We start from the raw sequence: 22,224 nt of genomic DNA, 5'->3' as shown, positions 1-22,224 counted from the left end.
GCTCCTTGAGGAACTCCACCACCTCCAGCAGCTCCTGCTTGGCCTCCTCCGCCCCCGCCACGTCGTCGAAGGTCACCGTCGGCTTGTCCCCCGTGAACATCCTCGCTCGGCTCTTGCCGAAGGCAAACGCCTGATTGCCTGCTCCTTGGGCCTGACGCAACAGGAAGAAGAAGAAGGCGCCTACGAGGATCAGGGGGAGGAGGGTCCCCAGAATCGCTCCCCAGTTCTCCCAACGGCCTGGAGGGGCGAATTGGAAGTCGATGGCCGCCAGATCCTCTTGGGATACGCCGAGGTTGAGCAACGTCTCAAAGACGCTGGCATCTGGCTCCTTGCGGGAGATCGCCCGGTCGTATTCCTGCCCTTTGCGGTAGGTGATCTGCAGCTCATCGCCGCGCACGGTGATCTGCTCGATGGCGCCCGCCCGGATATCGCGAGCCACCTGGTCCAGGGGGATCGTCGGCGCCTCGTCGCGACCGCGCATGAAGCTGGTGAGGAGCAAAGTCGCCAAAGCGATGAAGATCACCAGGTAAATCAACCCATTCCGAATCAACTTCGATCCCATACGATATTCCTCAATGCGCACATGGCGCAAGATGCTGGTCGTTCCATTTCAATGCTAGTGTAGCACATTCGCTGAGCAGGTGTCAAACAGGATGAAGGAGACCCGGCTATGCCGCCGCTCGCTCTGGTTGCTCGGCCATCGTGCTGTGCATAGCCGACTCGTGCTTTGAGGGGATGATGTCAGAGGCGGGCGATTCCAAGCCCTTTCAGTATACCTGCACCGAGGCATTCGGGCCGTAATCGGACTTCCGATCGGGGGTATCCGGGAGGGTTCTTTTCTATGCGGACGTGGCCGGTTTCTGTACGGCTCCGAAGGGGCAGGCGGGCAGGCAGACCAGGCATCCACGGCATCTCGCCCCGTCTACGAAGGGTAGATCGTCCGAGTCGAATCGGACGATGGCTTTCATCCGGCAGGCGCGTCTCGCCTGACAGACTCGACACATCCGGCATATCTCCGCGTCGATGACGGGCTCGACGATCGCCATCCGGTGACACTCCTGGCCTGGTTTGTCCCTCCTACTTTACATTAGATGCTTTATCTCGGCGCTTGGTTTCACGCGTGGAGGGTGAGATCGTATCCGAGGGCCATCTCCGCATGGTCACCAGTCGCACGCCCTGGCGTCGTACCTGGCGGAAGTTCGCCCCCTGGCTTACCGCACGAAGCACGGCATCCGCGTTCTCCACCACCGCCCCGGATAGGATATGGACCCCGTACTCGAACAGGATAGGAGACAGGGGGGTGGTCGGCCCCAGGAGCAGCACGAGCGCCTCCGGACGGCGGAGGGCCATCAACTCTTCGAACGTGTGGTTGATGAGCGTGGTGCCGGTGATGGCCAATACGTCGGCTTGGGGGATGATCTCCGGCGCGGCTTCCGCCGCCAGATCCCCCTCCCGGGGGCGTTGTTCTAGGACCCACAGAGTTCCCACTCGCTCCCTCAGACGGGGGACGAAGGGAAAGTGCCCGATCAGGGCGACTCGCCTGCCGGCGCCGCGCTCGGCGATCACCTCCTCCGCGTTGATCTCCACCCATCGGTCGGGCTGTCTGGGCAGCAGCGCGTTGATTGTCGCCATCCCGATCGCTGTCTCGACCGGGCTTCGCGAGAGGACGAGCTCGGCCAGCTCGCGGGCGCCGAGCTTGGTCAGGTGCCCGGCATCTCGCACGGCCGGCTCCCCTCCATGATGGTGCCGTTCCTCGCCGCGCAGGGTGGACGCCAGGCCGCATCGGCGATCCCCTTCCGCGGTGATCGTGACGGCTGTCCAGTAAATTCCCACCCGGATGTCCTGAACCTCCCCATCCGGCAGGGTTGCCAGTAAGTCTTTCAGCACCCGTGTGGACACGTACGATTCTCCTGAGCCTTGGGCGTTCGCCAGGGGGCTGAGCGGTCAACAGCATGCTGGCAGACGGAGGAGAGCCCTTCGCACCTTCGCTCTCGGGACGAAAGGCTCTCCTCGAGTGATCGCGATGAGGATCTCGTCATCCGGCGTGATCGGGTCGTTCGAATTCGTCCAGCACCTCCAGCAGGATACGCACGGCGCGTTGCACCAGCACGCTGCAGGGCTCTCGCCCCTGTGGGCCGTACATTTCCTCTCTCAGTGCCGCGCACTGGGTCGGCCCGATCTCCTCCAGAAAGCGCTCCCGGTATCGGGCGATGGCCTGGCGCATGGGCTCCTCGTTCACCCTGGGACGCTGGGGCCCCATGTGGAGTCCGATGACCATGGCTCCGCCGCTGATCGCGCCGCAGGTCTCCTGATAGGTGCCTCCGATCCCTCCGCCGAAAGCGATCGCCATGCGTATCATCTGAGGATCTACGGTACCCCACAAGTGCTCGCCCACGGCGAGCAGCGTGGCATCCGATCAATGGTGTCCTTGTGCCATCAATGCGGCCGCTCGTTCGGCGACCTGATCGCCTCGTTCGGTCATGCTCCTCTCCCTGTGGGATAGCTTATGACGTCCGATCCTTGCGTGTTGGGGGTGTTGACACCAAGCTTACTCGAACGGACCGGCGCCGTCAAGCCACCGAGAGGGGAGCGCCTCAGCCAGCGTGTCCGCCTCCGTTCTGTAGATCTCCACGCCGGCGTTGCCCAGCGCGTAGGCGGGGCCTTTCCCCTGTAGATCCTCCCTCACCAGCACGACGTCCACCTTCTCCGCGATCAGCCACTCGGCCACCCGGATCCCCTTTGCTTTTGCCACTTTCGTGTGAGGATTGGGGACCATCCTCTGTTCCGTGATCTGTCGGTCGGACAGCCGAACGGTTACCAGGGCGAAGTATGGGGCGTCACCAAAGTGGTGGCTGATCGTGCCATGCGGATCCGCCAGCGGCACAGCGTAGAGCAGATGGGTCCTGTCCTGCGGCTCGGCGTGGATTAGGACCCGCTCCACGAAGGGAACCTCCTCTCGGATGCGCCGCTCGATGTTTCGGCTGATGATCTCGGCGCGCTCCAGGTCCCGAACGCGCAGCTCGATCGTTGCCTCCACGAAGCGAAAGCGCCCGGCGTTGCGCCCGGTGACCCATTTCACCCGGGCGACGGCGGGCTCCGCCTGAATGATCTCTCGAATGCGCATCAGCGTCTCCGGGTCCAGGGACGCGTCCAATAGCACCCGCATGCTGTCCGACAGGAGCTCCCAACCGGTGCGGGCGACCACGACCACGATCGCCAGCGCGGCGATCCGATCGATCGGGATCGGGGCCCGGTGGAAGATCAGGGCCACCAGCACGACGCCCGATGTCAGCACATGGACCCGATACTCTTTCGCATCGGCGATGAGGGATGGCGAGTTGGCCTTCTCACCCGCGCGCAGCTCGAAGAGGCTGAAGATGGACGGGATGAGCACGGAGAGGATGACTCCCGCCAGCACCCAGGCGGATACGGTCGGGGTGGTGGAGGGTGCCAGCAGGGCCTTCTTGCCGATCTCATAGGCGGTGAGGAAGATCATGAACGCCAGCCCGGCCGCAACCAGGTTCTCCACCTTGTACAGGCCGTAGGGGAAATCCCGGCTTTTGCGCGTGGAGAGCTTCAGCCCAACCAGGACCGCTACGGAGGCGAGCAGATCCACCAGATTGTGGACCATCTCCGCGGCCACCGCCAGGCTTCCTGAGGCCATCGCCACGGCCAGATTGATGCCGGTCAGAGTCACATTGACGGCGATGGAAGACCATCCCCATCGCTCCAGCTCCGCATTGGTGCCCCCTTTATCCTCCATCCGGCCTCCTTTTTCCGACCGCCACCGCTCGCCTCAGCTGTCCTCTACCCCGGCTTCCTTCTCCCGCCTGGCGTGCTCCGCCTCACGAAGTAGCTCGTTCAGCCCCTCTGCCCCGATGTAGTCCACGACCTCTACCTCCTGGCCCGTGATCCCTTCTATCTCGGCGACGGCCTTGTAGATCGCGAAGGCCAGGGGGATGGCGATGGGGCATAACGGCGATGAGGGGCGAAACCGATAGTGAGCCACCCCGGCCTCGTCCACGGTCAGATCCTCGATCAGGTGCATGCGGACCACGTCCGCTCCCGTCTCCGGATCGATCACGCGGCTCAGCCGCTCCAGCACGGCGTCTCGCAGCGTCTCGTTCATGATCGCAACGCCTCTCGAAGATGTGCCCAGGCCCGGCGAAGCGCCTCCGCCGCGGGCCCGTCGGCGTACGCGGTGATCGGCTGACCGTTCACCATGGCCTTCGTCACCGTGGTGTCGTATGGGACGCGGCCGGCGATGGGGATCTCCCGTTCCCGGCAGAACGCCTCGATCTCCTCGGCACGCGCCGGGTTGATATCCGCTTTGTTGATCAACACCCGGGCGGGGACGCCGAAGTGGTCCGTGGTAGCCAGCACGCGGTCCAGATCATGTACGCCCGATATGGTGGGCTCGGCCACCAGCAGGGCCATATCGGCCCCGGCGCTGGCGGAGATCACCGGGCAGCCGATGCCGGGCGGCCCATCCACCAACAGGAGGTCGGCGCCCGTATCCAGTGCCAGCAGGCGGGCCTGCTGCTTGACCATCGTCACCAGCTTGCCCGAGTTCTCCTGCCCGGCGAACAGGTGGGCGTGGAATAACGGGCCGAAGCGGGTGTCCGATCGGTACCATTCGCCCGCCTGTTGGGGGATCATCTGGATGGCCTGCTCCGGGCATTGGTAGAAGCAGGCCGCGCATCCCTCGCATGCCAGGCGATCCACCTGGTAGAACCGGTCGCCCGGGATGATGGCGTCGAATCGGCAGACCTCCTCACACACGCCGCAGGCCACACACTTGTCGGGTGAGATCTCGGCGATGGATCCGCCCTCGAAGGGATGCTCCTCCACCCGGGTGGGGGCCAACACGAGCTCGAGGTTCGCCGCGTCCACGTCGGCGTCGGCCAAAACCAGGCGCATCTCCGAGGAGGCGAGGTGGGCCAGCGCAGCGGCGATGGAGGTTTTGCCCGTCCCGCCCTTGCCGCTGAGGATGACGAGTTGTTTCACGGCGCCACCTCCACCCCCACACGATGGGCGATCTCCCGATAGAGCGCCAGGAATGCCTCCTGATACTCCGGTAGCGCCTCCACCATAGGGATGCCCTCGGAGTAAGCCTCGGCGATGCGCCGATCCAGCGGGATGCGCATGAGGATGGGGATCCCCTCCTCCTCGCAGTACGCGTCCACGCCCTCGTCCCCAATGCCCTCGCGGTTGATGACGACGCCCACGGGCAATCCCAGCTCGTCTCGGGCGACTTGGACGGCCAATCGCAGGTCGTGCAGCCCGAAGGGGGTGGGCTCGGTGACCATGAGCACGTAGTCGGAGCCGCGCATGGACTCTACCACGGGGCAGGAGGTGCCCGGCGGCGCGTCCAGGATGATCACCTGGCCGTCGTGGTCCTCCGGAATTGCTTGCCGTTTCAGTTGCCGGATGATGGGCACGGCCATGGCCTCGCCCACGTTCATGCGCCCCTGAGCGAAGGCGATCGGTCCGGCGCGTCCCATCTCCAGCACGCCCATCACGTCGAGCTTCTCGCGGATAGCGCCCTCGGGGCAGTTGAGCGTGCAGCTCCCGCACCCGTGGCACAGCTCCGGGAAGACCAGCACGCGCTGGCCCACGACAGCGATGGCGCTGTACTGACACACCTCGGCGCAGCGGCCGCAGAAGGTGCACAGATCCAGGTTCACCTCTGGGATGAGTTGCCCGACCTCTTCCCGTTCCTCCAGCGTGGGATGGAGGAACAGCGCCGCGTTGGGCTCCTCTACATCGCAGTCGACGATATGAACGGGGGGCTGGCCCGCTTTCGACAGGGCCAGCCCGAGATTGACGGCGACGGTGGTCTTGCCTGTGCCGCCTTTGCCACTGGCTACTGTGATGACCATGTCTCCCTCAATTGGATGATAACCGGCCCAACCGGTCCTCGATCTGTTTCAGTTGCTCCCGTAGCCCTTCGGCCTCCTCGCGTAGACGGCCAACCTCGTCCCTCTCGTATTCACCTTCTTGTTGGGCATGGGCTACGCTCTCATGGCACGGTTGGGCGCCCGTGAGATCGCCGTTCAGGTATTGGGACAGCGCGTGGCGCACCGTCCCGCTGGCGCCCGTCACCGGCTCGATGCCGAACTGCTCGAAGAAGGCCACCGCGCGACGGCCCATGCCTCCGGTGAGCATGACATTGGCCCCCTGTCGGCGAATGAATTCGGGCACCACGCCGGGGGCATGTTGCCGAAAGTAGGGATTCTCGATCGCCTGGACGGCCGCGATCTGCCCCTCCTCCACGTCCACGAGGACATAGTAAGGACATCGCCCGAAGTGTGGGCTGACGATGGCTTCCAGTCCGTTGGGATCATCAGCGGAAATGGCGATACGCATGTGTCTTCCCCCTCCTGAGAGCGTGTCTGAAAGTTTATCGGCAAGGTGTCTGAGGGTCTTCCTCAGCTACCAGCTCCACAAGGGGAGGTGTGGATGGGCCTCCCCTCCACGGGAACCCCGCTTTATTTCTCAGACACGCTCTGAGATTGATAATCCGAGAGGCGTGTTACGATCCTCGCTCCAGTTGATCGATGCGGTCCAGGAGCTGAGCCAGTTGTTGGCGCAGCTCGCGGGCCTGCCCCTTCAACTCCTCGATCTCCCGGGTACGCGCGTTCGTCGATGGAGGAGTCGTGGAAGATGTCATGCCTCGGCCGGCGCCCATGCCTCGGCTACCTCCCATGCCACCGCGCATTCCCATACCGCGTCCGCCGCGCATCCCGGCGTGTGCTCGCACGCTGGCCTGGTCCATCCGTTGCAGACGGCCGGCCTTGAACGCCTCGACCGCATCGCGCACCGTGCCTTCAGCGACCAGGTAGACGGGCACGTTGGCCGCCGCCAACACGTCGAAGGCGTTGGGGCCGACGTTCCCGCTTAGCACGGCCTGCGCCCCGTGGTTGACGACGAATTGGGCCGCCTGGATGCCGGCGCCGCCGCTGGCGGCCTGCGCCGGGTTGTCCACGGCCTCAAAGGCCATCGTCTCCGTATCGACGAAGACGTAGACGGGGCAGCGCCCGAAGACGGGGCTGGCCGGTGCATCCAGATCGTATCCGTTGGCTGATACGACGATCTTCATGGTTCTCTCCTCAGCTCTAGTTGTTAGGCTTGTGAATCGTTGGTGGCCGTAGCCATTCGCTTAGTACCCCAGTACACGGCTCCGCCGGTGTAGCCATATGGACGGCATCAGGAATAGGATGCCGGAGAGGAACAGGATCACGATGTCCAATCGTGGGCTAAGCAGTCCCGCTCCCAGCACCGCGTGGTTCATCAGATCCTGTGCGTAGGTCAGCGGCGAGAGGTAGGCCACCGCCCGGGCCATCGGCGCCATCTCCTCCAGCGGGATGAACACGCCGCTGATGAACAGGAGCCCCCAACGCAGCAACGTGCTGGGCATTTGCACATCCCCCGGGTTACGGGTTGGGATGGAGCCGAAGATCAGCCCCAGGGCGGCAAAGCTGTAGGCGCCCAGGATCAGCCCGGCGATCAGAAGCCAAGGGGCGGCGATCGTTACGCCGAATACCGTGACGCCGATGATCAGCGCGATGAAGGAGACGGCCAGGGCGAAAAGCGCCCCCACCGCCGTCTTCCCCAACAACAGGGTGGGCAACGATATCGGCGCGGCCAGCAATCGGTCATAGGTGCCAAGCCGGCGCTCCAGAGGGATAATGAACGGGCCGGCGGCTGCCGCGGTGAAGAAGATGGTCAGCGCCAAAAGCCTGGCGACTCCTTGTGCTGCCGCGATCTCCCGGCGGACCGAGAAGGAGAAGAAGAGGAAGAAGGGCATCAGCACGCCGAACATGATCATCCCCGGCCGCAGGTAGTAGACCTTCATGTCCTTCACGGTGATGGCCCATGTCTGTGCCAATTCGTCGCGTACTCGTTGTAGCCATTCGCCCGACATTATCGACCTCTCCTTCGGCCGCCTTGCCCTCCTCGGCGGCGATTATCGTCTTGGCCCTCGTGTCGTACCGTTCCGATGGACTGTCCCGTGATCTGCAGGAATACGTCCTCCAGGCTGGGGCCCAACGTGTTTAGACTGACCACCCGTAGTCCGTGCGATCTGGCGTAGTCAACGATGTGGGGAAGTAGCGCCGATGGATCTTGCGTGTACAATCGCCACTTATCCCCTGCCTTGACCGAGGTGGACACCCCGGGGAGTGAAGCCAGCGCCTCGCCGTGGGATTGCCCATCCGGCTCCAGGGCTACCTCCACAGATTGCACCTGCTGGAAGGTCTGCTTTAGCCGTTCTGGAGTGTCGATGGCTGCGATCCGGCCATGGTTGATGATGGCTACTCGATCACACAGTTGATTGGCCTCCTCTATCTGATGGGTGGTCAGAAAGATCGTGGTCCCCTCCGCGTTCAGCCGGCGGATCAGGTCCTTGATGGTGCGAGCGCTCTGGGCATCCAACCCGGGCGTCGGCTCGTCCAGGAAGAGGAGCGAAGGTTGGTGAATGATGGCCATGGCGATGCTCAACCGCCGGCGCATGCCTTTGGAGAAGTTCTCCACCTTGACGTCCCTTTTCTCCCACAGCCCGAACATCTCCAGGAGCTCCCGCCCCCGCGACGCCCGCTCATGCCGGGGAACCCGATAGAGTCTGGCCGTGAACATCAGGTTCTCCCAGGCGGTCAGCTCTGTGTAGACATTCGACTCCTCCGGCACCAGGCCCATCTGTCGCTTCACCGGGTAGGAGTCGTGGGTCATATCATGCCCATTGATGATCATGCGGCCCTCAGTCGGTTCCAGCAGCGTGGTCAACATGCGTTGAGTGGTCGTCTTGCCCGCCCCATTGGGCCCCAGGAAGCCGAAGATCTCACCCCGGCGTACGGTGAAGCTGATGTGATCGACGGCGAGGACACCCTTGCCGGGACGGCCATAGTACTTGGTCAGGTTATCAACTTCGATAGCGTCTGCTGCGGTTTCGGGCATTCACATGTCCTCCAATACGAGTGGCTATGGGATGGGATGTCCATCTCGGTGATTCTCGTTAGAAATCGATTGTTGTCCCCGCCGGACAGGGGTGGACCCGATCGCCCAAGGCGTTAGCCAGGAGCGCAAGGGCCCGCTCTCCGGTGCAATGGTTCAGATAGAGGGCGGGGTGACCGTAGGTGTCGTGCAGCACGTCCGCCACATGGTGCAGGTGCGCCTCTCCGGCGTCCTGGAGATGGGTGCCCCCCAGGACGGCGATGATGGGACGCTGGAAGGTTTGGGCCACGTGGGCCAGCGTGTTCAGCAACCCCGCGTGGCAACAGCCGCAGATGACGATGAGCCCCTCCCTTGTTTCCACCACTACCGACATGTCATCCCGGTAGGGATCAGGCTCCCATTTGCCGTCCTGGAGCACCCAATGGTGTGAACTGCGCCCTTGTGGCTCCGGCCGCTGGTGGATCTCGCCGGTGGTCCATACGCCTGGTAGCACCTCCGTTGGCTGGGCGCTCAGGCGAAGATCGGATCGCCGGGCGAGCTCATCCTGCGGGAGGGAGAGCCCAATGGACTTGTGTACGCCGCCTCGGTGAGAGAAGCGCGGCCGAAAGATCTCGGGGCTGGCGAAGAGGGACATGCCGGGGTGCAGCGTCAGGACCGTATCCACCGCCCCGGTGTGATCGTAGTGAGCGTGGCTGAGGATCAAAGCGTCCACGTCACGCGGGTGCTTGCCCAGCAGGCCGAGGTTATGCAGGAACACCGCCTCGCTGCGGCCCGTGTCCAGGAGCGCGCTGCCCTCGTCCGTCTCGATGTGAAAGGACAGGCCGTGCTCGCCCCAAAAGGCGGACCCTCGCCGGGCGGTGTTGTCGACTATGCAGGTGACCTTCACCATTCCGTACACTCCTATCGTATCGAGCCATCCTGGCGCCGTTTACGGCTGGCACATGCCGTCGGTGCTGTGGCGGGGATCCAGAAGGCGCAAGCTCACCAGGAAGCTGATCCCCATGAGCAGAGCCCCGGCTCCAAAGACCCAGATATAGGGCAGCTGCTGGATCAGCGCCCCCGCGGCCAGCGGGAGCAGCGCGATGGGCATCAGCAGCGTGTCGCGCAGCGCTACGCAGGTTGGGCGCACCTCGGGTGGCGCCATCTCCAGGATGATGTTGCCGTATCCCACCCGCATGCCGCTAAGCGTGGCCCCCAGGAGCAGGAAGACGATGGCGTATAGCGAGGCCACCGTCGACGGGATAGCCAGGGCGATGATAGGAGCGGCGCTGCCCAGGATGGACACAGCGACGATGACGAGCCGATTGCCGTGTCGGTCGCCCAGCCATCCCCAAAGCAAATTGGATGCGGCCGCCCCGATCATCTGGGCCGACAGGAAGACCCCGATCAGCCCGGGGGCTACCTGGAGCTCCTGGCGGGCGTAGACGATGTAGAAGGGCGCCAGCGCCAGGCCGGTCATCAGCAGCCCATTGGTGATCAGCAGGGTTCGGAAATTGGCGCTGGCCTTCACCAATCCCGCCGAGCGGCGCAACAGATCACGAAGGGAGATCGCCTGGTGTCGGGCGGGGTAGATGGGTTCCCGGATCAACGCGAAGCCGGTGAAGGCGATGGCCAGGGCAACCCCGCTCAGCCCGAACAGTGTGGCGTAGTTCATCGGGAATGGAAAGCGCAGGTCGTCTTGCAGGATGGTTCGGACCACGGCCCCGGCTCCTACAGCCAGCGCGTAGCCCAGCAGATTCCGGGTGCCCACGAATCGACCACGTCGCTCGGTCGGGATCGCCCGTGCGAAGATATCCGCGTACACCACGGTGCCCATGCCACCGGCCAGGGAGAAGAGCAACAGCAGGCCGAAGAAGACCATCAGCACCAGATCAGGCCGGGTCAACGCGTATCGGTAGGTCAGCACTGCCAGAACCGCCCACGAGATCCACCGCACGGTGATCACGCCCAGGAGATAGGGCTTCTTGCGCGCTTTCCCCTCCACCAGATAAGCGGTGAAGAGCTCCGGCAGAATGCTGCCCAGGCCGGCGATGGCGGCCACCAGCCCCACGGCCATCTTGGACGGGGTCAGCATGCCCACAAACGCGGGCAACACCGTGTATGTGTCCACGAAGGCCGCTGAGGCCTGGAAGAACACCCCGTGAACCAACCCGGCGGTGAAGTTCCTGCGATAATAGGTGGCAACCTCCGTCTCGAACCTGCCCAGCGCCTCACGTGATAGGGTCTCTGTCGTCATAGGCCTTCATCTCCCCCTCGCGATCTGTCCTCTGCCCGGCCGATGCACGGGTTCCCTACCGGTAGCGGGTCAGAGGAAGGGTATGTCCCCTTCATAGATGCGGGGGCCGGGAAAAGGTATCATCGAGCGCTCCGGGCGGCGCCTGGGCTCTCGCTGGAGTGGGCGCGACGGGCCTTCCCGGGGCGGGTTGAGAGGATGCCTTGGGTTTCGCGGGGAGCGGGTGGGTTTTTAAAGAGCGAGTTGGCGATGCGTCCCCTATCCACGGGGAAGCGAAGGAATCGTCAGAACGGCGTCGGGGCAGGGTGCCGAGGGCGCTACCCTCGGTTGCCCTGCCCCGATGTGTCATGCGGAAGCCGTTTCCAGCTCTTCGATACGCCGGGCGATGGCCTCTAACTGTGTTTTCAGTTGCTCTGCCTGGGCTCGAAGTGCTTCGACCTCCTGCTCCCGTGCGGCCGTCGGCGCCTCGTAGGCGGGACGTGCGCTTCCTGCTGGGGCATAGCCGGCGCGAGCCCAGCCGGGCAGCCCGGTGGCGTAGTACATGTTCCGCCAGCCGTGGCCACCTCCGATACCCCACGCGCCGCGTCGCCATCCCAGCCCCATCCGGTAGCCGAACGGGTTCATGAAGCCCGGCATACCGAAGCCGGCGCAGAATCCGGCCCCTCGGCCGGTCATCGGCCCCAATCCCATGGGGCCGGTTCCATCTCCTCGTGGCATCGCAAGACCTCCTCTCGTCAGTGTGGCCCTATCGGCGCCTTTGCACGTGGCTCACTCTCTCATCATCGTGGCGCCACATTTGGGGCACTGCATCTGATAGCAGGGCGTGCCCGCCTGATGTGGCGCCCGGTGCCCGCAGTTCGGGCATACGCAGTAGCCGCCCGGGCCTGCGCCCGGTCGATTTCCACCCATACGGCCGCGGCCGCCCTGGCCGGCGCCTCGGCCGCCACCTCGTCCTTGACCGCGTCCGAACAACGGCATGAAGGATCACCTCCTCGTGATAGGAATTCGCGGGCGGGCGTTGTGACGAAACGGCTCTGGCGGAAGCTTATGTCACCGTCCGCCTCGCCATCCCGCCCGCAGCCGGCGTCGCTTCTGGCGCCCGAACGGGGCCTTCGCCTGAGCGCGGCTCCTCGGCCTCCTCGGATCCTCGTTCAGGCGCGTGGACGCGCTGGGCGTCTGGGCCGCAGGCAGGCGCCAGGAGGCCAAAAGCTCGGGGAGAAGTTCTCGGCCCGCCCAGATCAGCGCGCTGCCGATGGCTGGCCACAGGCGTGCCTTCCAGTCGGCCAAAGGCTTCGCCTCTGGCAGCACCTCGCCCTGTGCGTGGATCACCGGCTGCGGTGGCTTGGCCGGGGTCATCGGTGTGACAGGGACGATGGGCTCCGCCTTTTCGATCGGCTGAGCGGCAGCCCTCACGGGCTCCGGCGCGACCTGCCGGATCGCGCCTTGCGGGCATGCCTCCGCGCACACGCCGCAGTCCGTGCAACGCTCGGAGACGATGTGTGCCCTGCCGTCCACCAACTGGATCGCTTGCTGTGGGCAGGCCTGGACGCAGACCGCGCATCCCAGGCATAGCTCCTCGTCGACCCGATACACCTAGCTCGCCTCCTCCCCGTGTGATGTCCTCTCCAGCTCGGCGATGCGCTCCTCAACCCAGGCGAGCTGGTTGCGCAGCCAGGTCTGTTGGTTCTTCCGGAAGGTCAGCTCGTCGATGGGAGCGGATACGCCCCACCATGGCGCTGGCGGCCCGTACCAGGCCGCTGGCCCTGGCCCGCCGCGCCAGCCCCAGCCCGGGCTCCATCCGAAGCGCATCCATCCCGGCAGTCCGGTCATGGAGTACATCCATCGGTATCTCATGCTCTCACCTCCCCGTATTCACCGCTCTTCCCGGGAGAGGCTCTCGACTGCGCGAGCATCTTGCATGTCGTCACTCAGCGGTCGCGGAGGTGACCGCTCACTCCGACGGAGTGGTGCGATCCTCCTTGCCTTCGTATATGGCGAGGAATCGATCCAACTCCTCTCGGGTTCGACGCAGGTCCTCGATCCACCACTGCAGGTACTCCTCGCCGGCTGGCGTCACCCGGTATACCCGCCGGGGCGGTCCCGAGCCGGTCGTGTCCCACTCCGAGATGACCAGTCCCTCCTGCTCCATCTCCCGCAACGTCCGGTAGACGATGCTGGGATCGATGGATCCCTCGACGAACCCGAAGCGTCGTAGCCCGTCTACCAGGTTGTATCCGTGGCTGGCCCCCTCTCGCAGCAGCACCAAAAGGCACGGCTCGATAAATCGGGCGATACGTCGCGGACATGCACCGCCGCCGAGAGCCCCTCCCATGTGTCGTCTTCGCCATCGTCTTCTTGGCATTCCTATCCCCCGTGTTGATTGCCCATGTCTCTTTTCCGATATGGATTATAACACACTATGTGCAATTTGTCAATATAGTAGATGTGCCAATTGTCTCTTTGGATGAGAGCTCTCGCGAGGAACTTCGAGCTCTGAATGTGTCTGAAAAATACATCACGAAGCCACTGAGGCGCTAAGAGTGTGTCTGAAAAATGCCGTTGCTTCTGCTGGGGGGAGGCCCGGAGGGGCTCCGTTCCTCCGGAAAAAGCCCTTCTTTTGCCCTCGACCTGTCCAGCCTCGGCCTGGGTTCCGCGGAAAGGGCCGAGAGAGGCAGGTGCGGGCCGGAAAAGTGGGATTTCCGTGGAGGGGAGGCCCCCTCCACACCTCCCCCTGTGGAGCTGGTCGTTGGGGGAGACCCTCAGAACATCTTGCCGGTGAATTTTCAGACGCGCTCTCGAGCAGAGATCTATCCGGGGTGAGAGGGGATCCGGGGGATCATTGTGAGGCGGGTGTGGCCGAGGGAGGGGGAGATCCGGGCGACGGAGCCGGCTTTAGCTGCCAGGGGATCCCGGCGATCATTAGCAGCACCTCGTCGGCCGCGGCCGCCACCCGCTGGTTCACCCGTCCCAGGGCGTCCCGATAGGCCCGACCTAGCGGGTACGGCGGCACCAGCCCCATGCCGACCTCGTTGCTGACTACGATCCATGAGGCGTCGGTTTCTCGCGCTGTGGCCAGCAGCTGTTCGATCTCATCCAATGCGGCCGCTTCACTGGTCGCCGGATCAGATGAGTCCTGCTTCAGAAGCACGTTGCTGATCAGGAGGGTCAGGCAGTCGACCAGCACCACCGCAGGGGGGACCTTGGCGGCGTCCAGCCATCGCCGGATGGCGAAACCCACGCCCCTGGGGGCTTCCAGTGTGTGCCACGCGGCGGGTCGCTCCGTCCGATGGGCGGCGATGCGCTCCTCCATCTCCTCGTCCAGCGGCTCGGCGGTCGCTACGTATAGCACTCGGTCGCCTCCGCGGGCCAGGGCCAGCTGTTGCGCGTAGGCGCTCTTGCCGCTGCGCGCCCCTCCCAGGACCAGAGTCATCTGCGCCATCATGGCCTCCTCTCCAGAACGCGACGTACGGCGGCGTCCCAACTCTCTTTTGAACTGAAGAAATCCGCCTCCCCGAAGACTTCCAGCGTGATGACGCCCTGGTAGCGGTGGATCAGGAAGTCCACAATGGGATCCAATCGCTCCGGCGGTACGTGGGCCAGCGATCGGTGATCCCGATCCGTCACGCCGTGCACGTGGACGACGCGCGTGCGCTCGATCCAGGCGCTCAGGTGCTCGAGCGGATCGACGTTTTGCACCCACAGATGGCCGACGTCGATGCAACGGCTGATGGGCATGTCCTGGACGATGGGGGCGAACGCGGCCGGATCCCATCGTTCTACGTTCTCCAGGCAGATCCCGCGGGGATCGTCCAGCCAGCTGCCGAGGATCTCCAGGGATCGGCGTGCCCGGTCTCGCCAGCGTGCCAGGGCCTCCGGAGAAGGGGCGTCTTCCAGCGCTTCGCCGTTCAGGTGCACGATGTATCCCCAGGGCTGCAATGCCTGTGTGCACCGGACCACCTTATGGGCCTTCTCCAGCGAGATATCGGCTGCGCTCCCATCGTCGGCCAGGCGCAGGTCCAGCGGGAGGTGGACGGTATACGTCAGATCGTGCTGCGCGGCCAGCTCGTTCAGTCGGGCGACGGTCCTCTCATCCGGCAGGTTGCTGCCGTAGTCATCCACCTCGAACAGGACGAGCTCGATGTCGTCCACGGTGCCTGCCAGGCGCTCCACGTTGGGCAGGATGTCGGCCGGGTAGACATAGGACGTCGACCCGAGTCTCATGGGAGGACCCCCTGCGCCACGATCCAGGCGATGAGGACGATGACCTCCACACCCTCAGCGATGGCCCCATAGATATCGCCTGTGAGGCCGCCCAGGCGTCGGGCAGCGAATCGCGCCATCGCCAGCATGGCGAGCAACGCGACGACGGCGGCCACTGCTCCCTCCGTTCCGGCCAGGACGCTTGGGGTCAGGGCGATCAGGGTGGCCGCCGCCACCCGGCTCCAACTCAGTCCCTGCCGGAACCGGTCGCCCATGCCGCCCGGCCGGGCGCTGGGCCATCCCCATGCCGCCAGGACGACGGCCCAACGGCTCAGCGTGGGGGCCAGCACGAGTGGGAAGGCGCCGGCGGTCGCCTGGAGCGCCGCGAATTTGGTCAGCAGGAGCAGGACGATCCCGGTGGCGCCGAAGCTGCCCAGCCGGGGATCGCGCAAAATTTCCAATCGCCGTTCGCGGTCCACAGTGGAGAATAGCGCGTCACAGGCGTCGCCCCAGCCATCCAGATGTAGGCCGCCGGTGGTCGTCACCCAGGCGATCAGCAGAAGCGCGGCGCGCAGGGATGTGAGGGGTCCGGCCGCCCATCCCAGGCGGGCGAGGAGGGCTGCCAGGCCGGCTAGCAGCCCTCCGATCCCCAGGCCGACCAGCGGATAGAACGCCATAGAGCGCCCCAACGGGATGCGCTCGTCCCAGTTGGGGCGCACGGGCAGGATGGTGAGCAGGCTCAAAGCCCGCAGGAGGTCATTCACTTCGCTCGCTCACCCCGGCCTCGGCGAAGGTGGCCATCTCGTTGATGATCCGGGCTGCGGCCTCCACGATGTGGAACGCCAGGACGGCGCCGGTGCCCTCGCCCAAACGCAATCGCAGGTCCAACAGCGGCTCCAGGCCCAGGTGGGCCAGCGCGATGTCGTGCCCGGGCTCCTGCGATCGGTGCCCGGCGATGAGGTAGGGACGCAGCCCCGGCGCCAGGGTGCAGGCGATCAGCGCTCCGGCGGTGGCGATGAAGCCATCTACCACGACGGGCACGCGGGCCGCCCCGGCCGCGATCATCGCGCCGGCGATGGCCCCGATCTCGTAGCCGCCTACCTTGCTCAACACGTCGAGGCCGTCGTTTGGGTTCGGCCGGTTGCGAGCGATGGCCGCCTCGATCACCTGGATCTTGTGTTCCAGGGCGTCCGGATCGATGCCGGTGCCCGGGCCGGTGACCTCTCGAGGGGTGGCGCCGGTGATGACTGAAGTGATCGCGGCGGAAGGGGTCGTGTTGCCGATGCCCATGTCGCCACATGCCAGCAGGTCGAGGCCCCGCTCGATCTCCTCCTGGGCCACGCGCGCTCCCAGCTCCAGGGCCGCCGTGGCCTGCTCTCGGGTCATGGCAGGGCCCATGGTGAAATCCGCCGTGCCGGGGGCGATCTTCCCCTGGATCAGCCCGTCCGCGGGGGGGATGTTCGCGGCCACCCCCGCGTCGACTACGACCACGCGAGCGTTCGCCTGTCTGGCCAACACGTTGATGGCCGCGCCGCCCCGCAGGAAATTCAGTACCATCTGGGGGGTGACCTCTTGGGGGAAGGCGCTCACGCCCTGCGCGACGACGCCGTGATCACCGGCGAAGACGAGCACGGCCTTGCGCGTCGGGATGGGCGGCGGGCATTGGCCGGTGATCCCGGCCAGTTGCACGCTGAGGTCTTCCAGGCGTCCCAGGCTGCCGGCGGGCTTCGTCAGCGTGGTCTGGCGAGCGCGGGCGGCATCCATGGCCTCCTCGTTCGGCGGGGTGATCCCGTGGATTCGTTCCATGATCATTGGGAAGCTTCCTCCTCTCGGGTGATGACGGGTTGGGGCGGCAGGGGAGGGAAGCAAAATACCCGGCCATAGGGCAGCGGGCCGGGTCTCGTGCTCGCTCATGGCGCTGGCATCGGTGCGCCAACGCCAGCCCTAACCCCAATCCACGAAGGTTAACGGGCTCCTCCGAGGCGGTCGACCTGGCTCGGTCAGCGTGAGCTGACCCTACAGTTGCGGGACAGCGCCGGACTTCCCGGGCGTGACGGGTCACCGGCTTCGCCCTTACGGCCCCTGCCATCCGGGACAGGGGCACCTCGGATCGGAGCGTATGTGAAATGGACGGCGGGAGTGTAGCATACCGGGTGGGGCTTGTCAAAGCGTCGGTTGCCAACCGGGCTGTCTGGCGGTATAGTGCGTGCGATCGAGATCCGCTTTGGATACGCCGGGGGATCCGTGCGCAAATACGTTCCGTTGAGGGGGAAACGATGAAGCTCGCCATCTCCAGCTATTCGTTCAATCGGTTCGGGCAGCAGGTCGAGGGGCCGGAGTGTCCCCCGCTCACCGACATGATCCGGGCCGCCGCCGATTACGGCGTCTCGGGTATTGAGCTGTTGGGCGTGCAGTTCGAGTCCACGGAGCGCAGCTATCTAAACGATCTCAAGTACACGGCGCTCAAGAACGGGATCGAGATCTGCGCCGTGTCCGCTCATCACAACTTCGTGAACCCTGATCCGGAGGAGCGTCGGCGGCAGATGGAGATCGTCACCAAATGGGTGGATGTCGCCGCCTATCTGGGAGCGGGCGTGGTGCGTGTCTTCGGAGGGCGCTGGGGCACGATCCCCGACTTCGATGCTTATATGGCGGCCGGAGGCAAGGAGCCGCCTCTGGAGGGCTACACGGACGAGCAGGCCCTGGGTTGGGTGATCGAGGCCTTTCAGATGTGCACCTACTATGCCGAGCAGCATGGGGTTGTGTTGGGCCTGGAGAATCACTGGGGCTTCACCGGCGATGCTGAGGGGACTCGCCGCATCCTCGAGGGGGTGGGCTCTCCCTGGTTGCGTGTGATCCTGGACACCGGGAACTTCCTGACCGACGCGGAGGCGCAGCGCGCCGCCCTGGCGCCCTACGCGGTCATGGTGCACGCCAAGACGTACGTGGGCGGCGGCATCTACTACACGTTGGAGATCGACTACCGACAGGTCCGGGAGCTGCTGGAGCGGGTCGGCTTTCGGGGATACATCTCGCTGGAGTTCGAGGGGAAGGCACATCCCGATGAGGGTATCCCGCAGAGCCTGGCCATGTTGCGAGAGGCGTTCGGCCCGGCGCTGCGCGGATAGACGGGGCCTCGTGGGTCGAAAGCGTTCGGCCCTAGGCGGAATGATCAGGAGCGAGTGCGATGCTGGAGATCGACATTCCTGGCTGGCGCGTGCTGCGTCTGGAGCATCTGGTCATGGATCTGAACGGTACGTTGGCTGTGGACGGGATCCTTCAGCCGGGGGTCGCCGAGGCCCTGCGGGCGTTGCGGCCTCACCTACAGCCGGTGCTGTTGACGGCGGATACCCATGGGACGGCGGCGCGGGTCGCCCAGGAGCTGGATATCCCGTTACGCCGCCTGGACCCCGGCGATCAGACCGCGCAGAAGCAGGCCGTCGTGTGTGAGCTGGGGGCGGAGCGGGTGGTCGCGATGGGAAACGGGATGAACGATGCGAAGATGCTCGCGGAGGCGGCGCTCTCCATCGCTGTCGTGGGTGGAGAGGGAGCCGCGTTGCAGGCCGTTTTGGAGGCGGATATCTTGGTCACCAGCCCGGCGGACGGGCTGATGTTGCTTCAATATCCCCGGCGGCTGATTGCCACACTGCGGCGGGCGTGAACGGGTCAACGAAAGCCGGCTGGCTCATGGATCGGCCAGCCGGCTTTATCATTTGGGTATGGTGAACCGCTCTTAGGCGTCCTGGGATCCTGGCTTCGCGGGCTTGGGCGAGCTCTCCTCGTCGTCCTCGTTCAGGGCCTTGCGGAAGTCGCGAATCCCCCGCCCAATGGCTCCTCCCAGCTCGGGCAAACGGCCGGCGCCGAAGATGAACAGCACGATCAATAAGATGATGATGAGCTCCATTGGCCCTAGGTTCGGCATGGTGACTGGTCACCTCCTCCGGTGAGATGCGACCGGGTACGACCACGGTGCGCTCGCATCCTAAGATTACCACATTCTACAGTCCCCGACAAGTCCCCAGGCCGGATGGCGTATCCGAAATGGTGGAAACGCCGCGAACCAGCCCACGATGTCCATCGCAAGTCCTCAGGGATAGGGCAGAGGGACCTCACTTCGCCCAAACATTCCCTTTTCAACCTGGAACCTGCTTTTGCCCGGCCTGATTGGGGCGGATCAGGCCGGGCTACTGGGGCGGCCACGTGCGCAGCGCTCCCCCCCGTAGGAGCTTTCCGAAGTCGGCCAGGCTCCCGTGTCCCTCCGCCAGAGGCGGTGGAGGCTGATCCGGCGCGCGCTCGTGGATCCAGAACGTATGGATCCCGATCGTATGGGCGACCATGTCCTCCGTGGGATCGTCGCCGACCATGATCGCCTCATCCGCCGATCGCCCGATCCGATCCAGGATCTCCTGGTAGTAGGCCGGATGAGGCTTACTGGCGTGCATGATCTCGTACGTCGTCACCAGGGTGTAGGAGAACTCATCAACGGGGATACCCGCCCACGCCAGGCGGTGCTCGATGGCTCGCCTCGGGAAGAGTGGGTTGGTGGCGATCACCACGTCGTATCCCTGGGAGAACGCGGTCTGGATGATCTCTCGCGCTGCCGGCTTGCGCCTCGTGAGGCCCTCCAGCCGGGGAAATGCTTCTTCGTAAAAGCGGTCGGTAAGAGGTTGTACCGCCTCCCGTTGCAGGCCTGTGGAAGCGGTAAACGCCTCCCAAAATCGCTCCTCGTTGGTGCGCCCAGGGTCTGGGTGCGCGATGACGTGCTCTGTACACCGCATCAGCTCGGGGATCAGGCGCTCGGGCGGGAGCAGGTGTCCCAATTCTCGTCCGAGCAGTTGGAAATAGGGCGGCAGAAAGCGCTCCATGGGATTGTCGAGGAGGGTGTCATCCAGGTCGAAGAGGATGGCTCGGATCATATCGCTCCCTTTGCGTGTGTGGGTGGGTAAGTGGGAGCCATTCTAGCATGCCCGAGGGAGGGTGCCAAGCCGACGTTGCCACTCGGGATACCCTTCGGGTATACTCTGGGTACTTTCTTGGGGAGGAGGAAAGGATGTCACCCGTGTCCATGCAAAGGGCGGAGACGCCCTTGGTGCTTACCCTCGATATCGGCACATCATCCACTCGCGTGCTGTTGTTCGACGCCCGGGCGCGACAGGTCTCGGGTGTGGAGGCTCGTGCCTCCTATACCGTCCACACCACGCCTGACGGGGGCGCCGAGCTGGATCCGGAGGTCGTCCTGGAGGCCGTCGCCGGGTGCGTGGATCAGGCGCTCTCCCAGGCGGGGGAGCGATCGCGTGAGATCGCCGGGGTGGGCGCGTGTAGCCTGGCCTCGTCCATGGTCGGCGTGGCCGATGGCCGGGCGGTGACCCCCGTGTATATCTGGGCGGATACCCGCTCGGCGCCGGATGCCGCCGAGCTTCGCTCTCGGCTCGACGAGGCCGCCGTGCACAATCGGACGGGCTGCATGATCCACCCCAGCTATCTTCCGCCCCGCTTCCTGTGGCTCCAGCGCACCCAACCTGATCTGTTGAAACGGGCGCAGCGGTGGATGTCCATCAGCGAGTATCTCCACCTGCGCATGTTCGGTCAGGCCATATGCAGCTACTCCGTCGCCTCGTGGACAGGACTGCTTGACCGGCGACGGTTGACCTGGGACCGTGAGTGGTTGTCCCTGCTCCCCATTGACGAGTCGCAGCTATCCCCGTTGGGGGATGCGGACACCGCTCTGCGAGGCCTGCAGTCGGAGTTCGCACGGCGCTGGCCGGCGTTGGCGGAGATCCCCTGGTTCCTGGCCGTGGGCGACGGGGCGGGCAGCAACCTGGGGAGCGGATGCACCACGCCACGCCGCATCGCGGTCAACGCGGGCACCAGCGGGGCGATGCGTGTGGTGCTTCCCGGCACGCCGGATCAGGTGCCGAGCGGCCTGTGGTGCTATCGGGTGGACCGCAAGCGCAGCCTGCTGGGGGGCGCGCTGAGCAACACCGGCAACGTCTTCCAGTGGCTGCGCCAGACGCTTCAACTGGGATCGGCGGAGGAGATCGAGCGTCAGCTGGCCGAGGCGGAGGCCGACGCGCATGGGCTGACCGTGCTGCCTTTCCTGGCGGGGGAGCGGGCGCCTGGCTGGGCGGGACACGCCCGCGCGGCCTTCACCGGCATCGGCTGGCATACGCGTCCCATCGATCTGCTGCAAGCCGGGCTGGAGGCGGTCGCGTATCGCTTCGCCCTGATCTATCGGCTGTTGAATCAGGCCGTCGAAGGGGCCGAGGAGGTCATCGTCTCCGGCGGGGCCATGTTGAGCTCCCCCGCGTGGACGCAGATCCTGAGCGACGTGTTGGGGCGCCCCGTGATCGCCTCTGCGGAGTCCGAGGCGACCAGCCGCGGGGCCGCGCTTCTGGCTCTGGAGGCGCTGGGTGTTGTGCAGGATGCCAGCGATCTGGAGCCCGCGCTGGGCGATACGTTCCGCCCGCGCCCGGACCGGCACGAGCGCTATCAGCAGGCCATCGAGCGCCAGCAGGATCTTTACGATAAGTTGATCGGCCGACGCCCGGCCGGAGGCTGACGAGAGGTAGTAGCGGCGGCTCCCACGCCGCCGCTGCTGGTTTCCGGCTATCCGGGTTCCCTGCGGGATCTCCAGGAGGAGAGGTCTGGACGGGACTTTTCAAAAATCTAACGGAGACTCCCCCCAGGCACCTCAGATCAACCTCGCCTCACTTGGGAAAGGGCGTTGGACGCAACGGCGTTGCGCCCCATTGGTATCAAGTTAAGCGATACGGACGTGGCCCCACATCTCCGGGGTGGCTCGGAGGGACGGCAGCCCCTCTGAAGAAATCTATGCTCAG

General features: G+C 65.1%; 27 protein-coding genes and 1 riboswitch. Of the genes, 3 read left to right on the top strand and 24 right to left on the bottom strand.

Going from position 1 to position 22,224, the window contains the following annotated elements:
• The 22 genes from GXP39_06690 to cobT all read right to left on the bottom strand — a co-directional run.
• Window positions 1-562: cell division protein FtsH (locus tag GXP39_06690; protein NOZ27724.1), on the bottom strand; the 562-nt coding region annotated here is incomplete at its 3' end.
• Between the two features lie 277 nt (window positions 563-839).
• Window positions 840-1,046 carry a hypothetical protein gene (locus tag GXP39_06685; protein ID NOZ27723.1) on the bottom strand — a complete coding sequence of 69 codons (207 nt, stop codon included), beginning with the start codon at window positions 1,044-1,046 and terminating at the stop codon, window positions 840-842.
• Window positions 1,047-1,077: 31 nt separating this feature from the next.
• Window positions 1,078-1,899, bottom strand: a complete 822-nt coding sequence (locus GXP39_06680) for a DUF364 domain-containing protein (protein NOZ27722.1) — start codon at window positions 1,897-1,899, stop codon at window positions 1,078-1,080.
• 136 nt (window positions 1,900-2,035) lie between these two features.
• Window positions 2,036-2,395 carry a C_GCAxxG_C_C family protein gene (locus GXP39_06675; GenBank protein ID NOZ27721.1) on the bottom strand — a complete coding sequence of 120 codons (360 nt, stop codon included), beginning with the start codon at window positions 2,393-2,395 and terminating at the stop codon, window positions 2,036-2,038.
• A gap of 153 nt (window positions 2,396-2,548) precedes the next feature.
• Entirely contained in the window at window positions 2,549-3,763 is a 1,215-nt protein-coding gene (locus GXP39_06670) for a cation diffusion facilitator family transporter (GenBank protein NOZ27720.1), read from the bottom strand.
• Between the two features lie 33 nt (window positions 3,764-3,796).
• Window positions 3,797-4,129 carry a DUF59 domain-containing protein gene (locus GXP39_06665; GenBank protein NOZ27719.1) on the bottom strand — a complete coding sequence of 111 codons (333 nt, stop codon included), beginning with the start codon at window positions 4,127-4,129 and terminating at the stop codon, window positions 3,797-3,799.
• Entirely contained in the window at window positions 4,126-5,007 is an 882-nt protein-coding gene (locus GXP39_06660; GenBank protein NOZ27718.1) for a (4Fe-4S)-binding protein, read from the bottom strand. The genes GXP39_06665 and GXP39_06660 overlap by 4 nt, the downstream gene beginning before the upstream one ends.
• Window positions 5,004-5,882, bottom strand: a complete 879-nt coding sequence (locus tag GXP39_06655; protein ID NOZ27717.1) for a P-loop NTPase — start codon at window positions 5,880-5,882, stop codon at window positions 5,004-5,006. The genes GXP39_06660 and GXP39_06655 overlap by 4 nt, the downstream gene beginning before the upstream one ends.
• Window positions 5,883-5,889: 7 nt before the next feature.
• Window positions 5,890-6,369, bottom strand: coding sequence for a dinitrogenase iron-molybdenum cofactor biosynthesis protein (locus GXP39_06650; GenBank protein NOZ27716.1), 480 nt, complete (start codon window positions 6,367-6,369; stop codon window positions 5,890-5,892).
• 166 nt (window positions 6,370-6,535) lie between these two features.
• Entirely contained in the window at window positions 6,536-7,102 is a 567-nt protein-coding gene (locus GXP39_06645) for a dinitrogenase iron-molybdenum cofactor biosynthesis protein (protein NOZ27715.1), read from the bottom strand.
• A 60-nt stretch (window positions 7,103-7,162) separates the two neighbouring features.
• Window positions 7,163-7,927 (bottom strand): ABC transporter permease, encoded by a 765-nt coding sequence (locus GXP39_06640; protein NOZ27714.1) that lies wholly within the window; start codon window positions 7,925-7,927, stop codon window positions 7,163-7,165.
• Window positions 7,927-8,955 (bottom strand): ATP-binding cassette domain-containing protein, encoded by a 1,029-nt coding sequence (locus GXP39_06635; GenBank protein ID NOZ27713.1) that lies wholly within the window; start codon window positions 8,953-8,955, stop codon window positions 7,927-7,929. Before GXP39_06635 ends, GXP39_06640 begins: the two co-directional genes overlap by 1 nt.
• 58 nt (window positions 8,956-9,013) lie before the next feature.
• Window positions 9,014-9,841 carry an MBL fold metallo-hydrolase gene (locus GXP39_06630; protein NOZ27712.1) on the bottom strand — a complete coding sequence of 276 codons (828 nt, stop codon included), beginning with the start codon at window positions 9,839-9,841 and terminating at the stop codon, window positions 9,014-9,016.
• Between the two features lie 39 nt (window positions 9,842-9,880).
• Window positions 9,881-11,188, bottom strand: coding sequence for an MFS transporter (locus GXP39_06625; protein ID NOZ27711.1), 1,308 nt, complete (start codon window positions 11,186-11,188; stop codon window positions 9,881-9,883).
• Window positions 11,189-11,530: 342 nt separating this feature from the next.
• The gene (locus GXP39_06620) at window positions 11,531-11,902 is read right to left on the bottom strand and encodes a DUF5320 domain-containing protein (protein NOZ27710.1); all 372 of its coding nucleotides are present in this window, start codon (window positions 11,900-11,902) and stop codon (window positions 11,531-11,533) included.
• 333 nt (window positions 11,903-12,235) lie between these two features.
• Window positions 12,236-12,778 (bottom strand): 4Fe-4S dicluster domain-containing protein, encoded by a 543-nt coding sequence (locus tag GXP39_06615; protein NOZ27709.1) that lies wholly within the window; start codon window positions 12,776-12,778, stop codon window positions 12,236-12,238.
• On the bottom strand, window positions 12,779-13,039 hold the full coding sequence (locus GXP39_06610; protein ID NOZ27708.1) for a DUF5320 domain-containing protein: 261 nt from the start codon (window positions 13,037-13,039) through the stop codon (window positions 12,779-12,781). It abuts the gene before it with no gap.
• Between the two features lie 97 nt (window positions 13,040-13,136).
• Window positions 13,137-13,517: a PadR family transcriptional regulator gene (locus GXP39_06605; protein ID NOZ27707.1), complete on the bottom strand. Its 381-nt coding sequence runs from the start codon at window positions 13,515-13,517 to the stop codon at window positions 13,137-13,139.
• Between the two features lie 504 nt (window positions 13,518-14,021).
• On the bottom strand, window positions 14,022-14,624 hold the full coding sequence (cobU, locus tag GXP39_06600; GenBank protein NOZ27706.1) for a bifunctional adenosylcobinamide kinase/adenosylcobinamide-phosphate guanylyltransferase: 603 nt from the start codon (window positions 14,622-14,624) through the stop codon (window positions 14,022-14,024).
• On the bottom strand, window positions 14,624-15,406 hold the full coding sequence (locus GXP39_06595) for a sugar phosphate isomerase/epimerase (protein NOZ27705.1): 783 nt from the start codon (window positions 15,404-15,406) through the stop codon (window positions 14,624-14,626). The genes cobU and GXP39_06595 overlap by 1 nt, the downstream gene beginning before the upstream one ends.
• Complete coding sequence (gene cobS, locus GXP39_06590) at window positions 15,403-16,149, bottom strand: adenosylcobinamide-GDP ribazoletransferase (protein ID NOZ27704.1); 747 nt, start codon at window positions 16,147-16,149, stop codon at window positions 15,403-15,405. The genes GXP39_06595 and cobS overlap by 4 nt, the downstream gene beginning before the upstream one ends.
• Window positions 16,142-17,197, bottom strand: a complete 1,056-nt coding sequence (gene cobT / locus GXP39_06585) for a nicotinate-nucleotide--dimethylbenzimidazole phosphoribosyltransferase (protein NOZ27703.1) — start codon at window positions 17,195-17,197, stop codon at window positions 16,142-16,144. The genes cobS and cobT overlap by 8 nt, the downstream gene beginning before the upstream one ends.
• A gap of 151 nt (window positions 17,198-17,348) precedes the next feature.
• Window positions 17,349-17,508, bottom strand: a riboswitch (cobalamin riboswitch).
• 153 nt (window positions 17,509-17,661) lie between these two features.
• On the opposite strand from cobT, the gene GXP39_06580 reads away from it, so the two are divergent.
• Window positions 17,662-18,513 (top strand): sugar phosphate isomerase/epimerase, encoded by an 852-nt coding sequence (locus GXP39_06580; GenBank protein ID NOZ27702.1) that lies wholly within the window; start codon window positions 17,662-17,664, stop codon window positions 18,511-18,513.
• Between the two features lie 59 nt (window positions 18,514-18,572).
• Window positions 18,573-19,046 carry an HAD family hydrolase gene (locus GXP39_06575; GenBank protein ID NOZ27701.1) on the top strand — a complete coding sequence of 158 codons (474 nt, stop codon included), beginning with the start codon at window positions 18,573-18,575 and terminating at the stop codon, window positions 19,044-19,046.
• A 72-nt stretch (window positions 19,047-19,118) separates the two neighbouring features.
• Here the strand turns inward: GXP39_06575 and tatA are convergent, their stop codons facing one another.
• Window positions 19,119-19,307, bottom strand: a complete 189-nt coding sequence (gene tatA, locus GXP39_06570; GenBank protein NOZ27700.1) for a twin-arginine translocase TatA/TatE family subunit — start codon at window positions 19,305-19,307, stop codon at window positions 19,119-19,121.
• Between the two features lie 262 nt (window positions 19,308-19,569).
• Window positions 19,570-20,301, bottom strand: a complete 732-nt coding sequence (locus GXP39_06565; protein ID NOZ27699.1) for an HAD-IA family hydrolase — start codon at window positions 20,299-20,301, stop codon at window positions 19,570-19,572.
• Between the two features lie 143 nt (window positions 20,302-20,444).
• Between GXP39_06565 and GXP39_06560 the strand changes: the two genes are divergently transcribed.
• Window positions 20,445-21,944, top strand: a complete 1,500-nt coding sequence (locus tag GXP39_06560; protein ID NOZ27698.1) for a gluconokinase — start codon at window positions 20,445-20,447, stop codon at window positions 21,942-21,944.
• Window positions 21,945-22,224: the final 280 nt, after the last annotated feature.

This window comes from Chloroflexota bacterium (assembly GCA_013152435.1).
In the GTDB taxonomy this organism is placed as follows: Bacteria; Chloroflexota; Anaerolineae; order DUEN01; family DUEN01; genus DUEN01.
This window is presented reverse-complemented; position numbering and strand designations above follow the sequence as displayed.

Coding starts and splice junctions, on each gene's coding strand:
- GXP39_06685 (NOZ27723.1), bottom strand. CDS start 1,046: ATGGCGATCGTCGAGCCCGTCATCGACGCGGAGATATGCCGGATGTGT.
- GXP39_06670 (NOZ27720.1), bottom strand. CDS start 3,763: ATGGAGGATAAAGGGGGCACCAATGCGGAGCTGGAGCGATGGGGATGG.
- GXP39_06665 (NOZ27719.1), bottom strand. CDS start 4,129: ATGAACGAGACGCTGCGAGACGCCGTGCTGGAGCGGCTGAGCCGCGTG.
- GXP39_06655 (NOZ27717.1), bottom strand. CDS start 5,882: ATGGTCATCACAGTAGCCAGTGGCAAAGGCGGCACAGGCAAGACCACC.
- GXP39_06650 (NOZ27716.1), bottom strand. CDS start 6,369: ATGCGTATCGCCATTTCCGCTGATGATCCCAACGGACTGGAAGCCATC.
- GXP39_06645 (NOZ27715.1), bottom strand. CDS start 7,102: ATGAAGATCGTCGTATCAGCCAACGGATACGATCTGGATGCACCGGCC.
- GXP39_06640 (NOZ27714.1), bottom strand. CDS start 7,927: ATGTCGGGCGAATGGCTACAACGAGTACGCGACGAATTGGCACAGACA.
- GXP39_06635 (NOZ27713.1), bottom strand. CDS start 8,955: ATGCCCGAAACCGCAGCAGACGCTATCGAAGTTGATAACCTGACCAAG.
- GXP39_06630 (NOZ27712.1), bottom strand. CDS start 9,841: ATGGTGAAGGTCACCTGCATAGTCGACAACACCGCCCGGCGAGGGTCC.
- GXP39_06625 (NOZ27711.1), bottom strand. CDS start 11,188: ATGACGACAGAGACCCTATCACGTGAGGCGCTGGGCAGGTTCGAGACG.
- GXP39_06620 (NOZ27710.1), bottom strand. CDS start 11,902: ATGCCACGAGGAGATGGAACCGGCCCCATGGGATTGGGGCCGATGACC.
- GXP39_06610 (NOZ27708.1), bottom strand. CDS start 13,039: ATGAGATACCGATGGATGTACTCCATGACCGGACTGCCGGGATGGATG.
- GXP39_06605 (NOZ27707.1), bottom strand. CDS start 13,517: ATGGGAGGGGCTCTCGGCGGCGGTGCATGTCCGCGACGTATCGCCCGA.
- cobU (NOZ27706.1), bottom strand. CDS start 14,624: ATGGCGCAGATGACTCTGGTCCTGGGAGGGGCGCGCAGCGGCAAGAGC.
- GXP39_06595 (NOZ27705.1), bottom strand. CDS start 15,406: ATGAGACTCGGGTCGACGTCCTATGTCTACCCGGCCGACATCCTGCCC.
- cobT (NOZ27703.1), bottom strand. CDS start 17,197: ATGATCATGGAACGAATCCACGGGATCACCCCGCCGAACGAGGAGGCC.
- GXP39_06580 (NOZ27702.1), top strand. CDS start 17,662: ATGAAGCTCGCCATCTCCAGCTATTCGTTCAATCGGTTCGGGCAGCAG.
- GXP39_06575 (NOZ27701.1), top strand. CDS start 18,573: ATGCTGGAGATCGACATTCCTGGCTGGCGCGTGCTGCGTCTGGAGCAT.
- tatA (NOZ27700.1), bottom strand. CDS start 19,307: ATGCCGAACCTAGGGCCAATGGAGCTCATCATCATCTTATTGATCGTG.
- GXP39_06565 (NOZ27699.1), bottom strand. CDS start 20,301: ATGATCCGAGCCATCCTCTTCGACCTGGATGACACCCTCCTCGACAAT.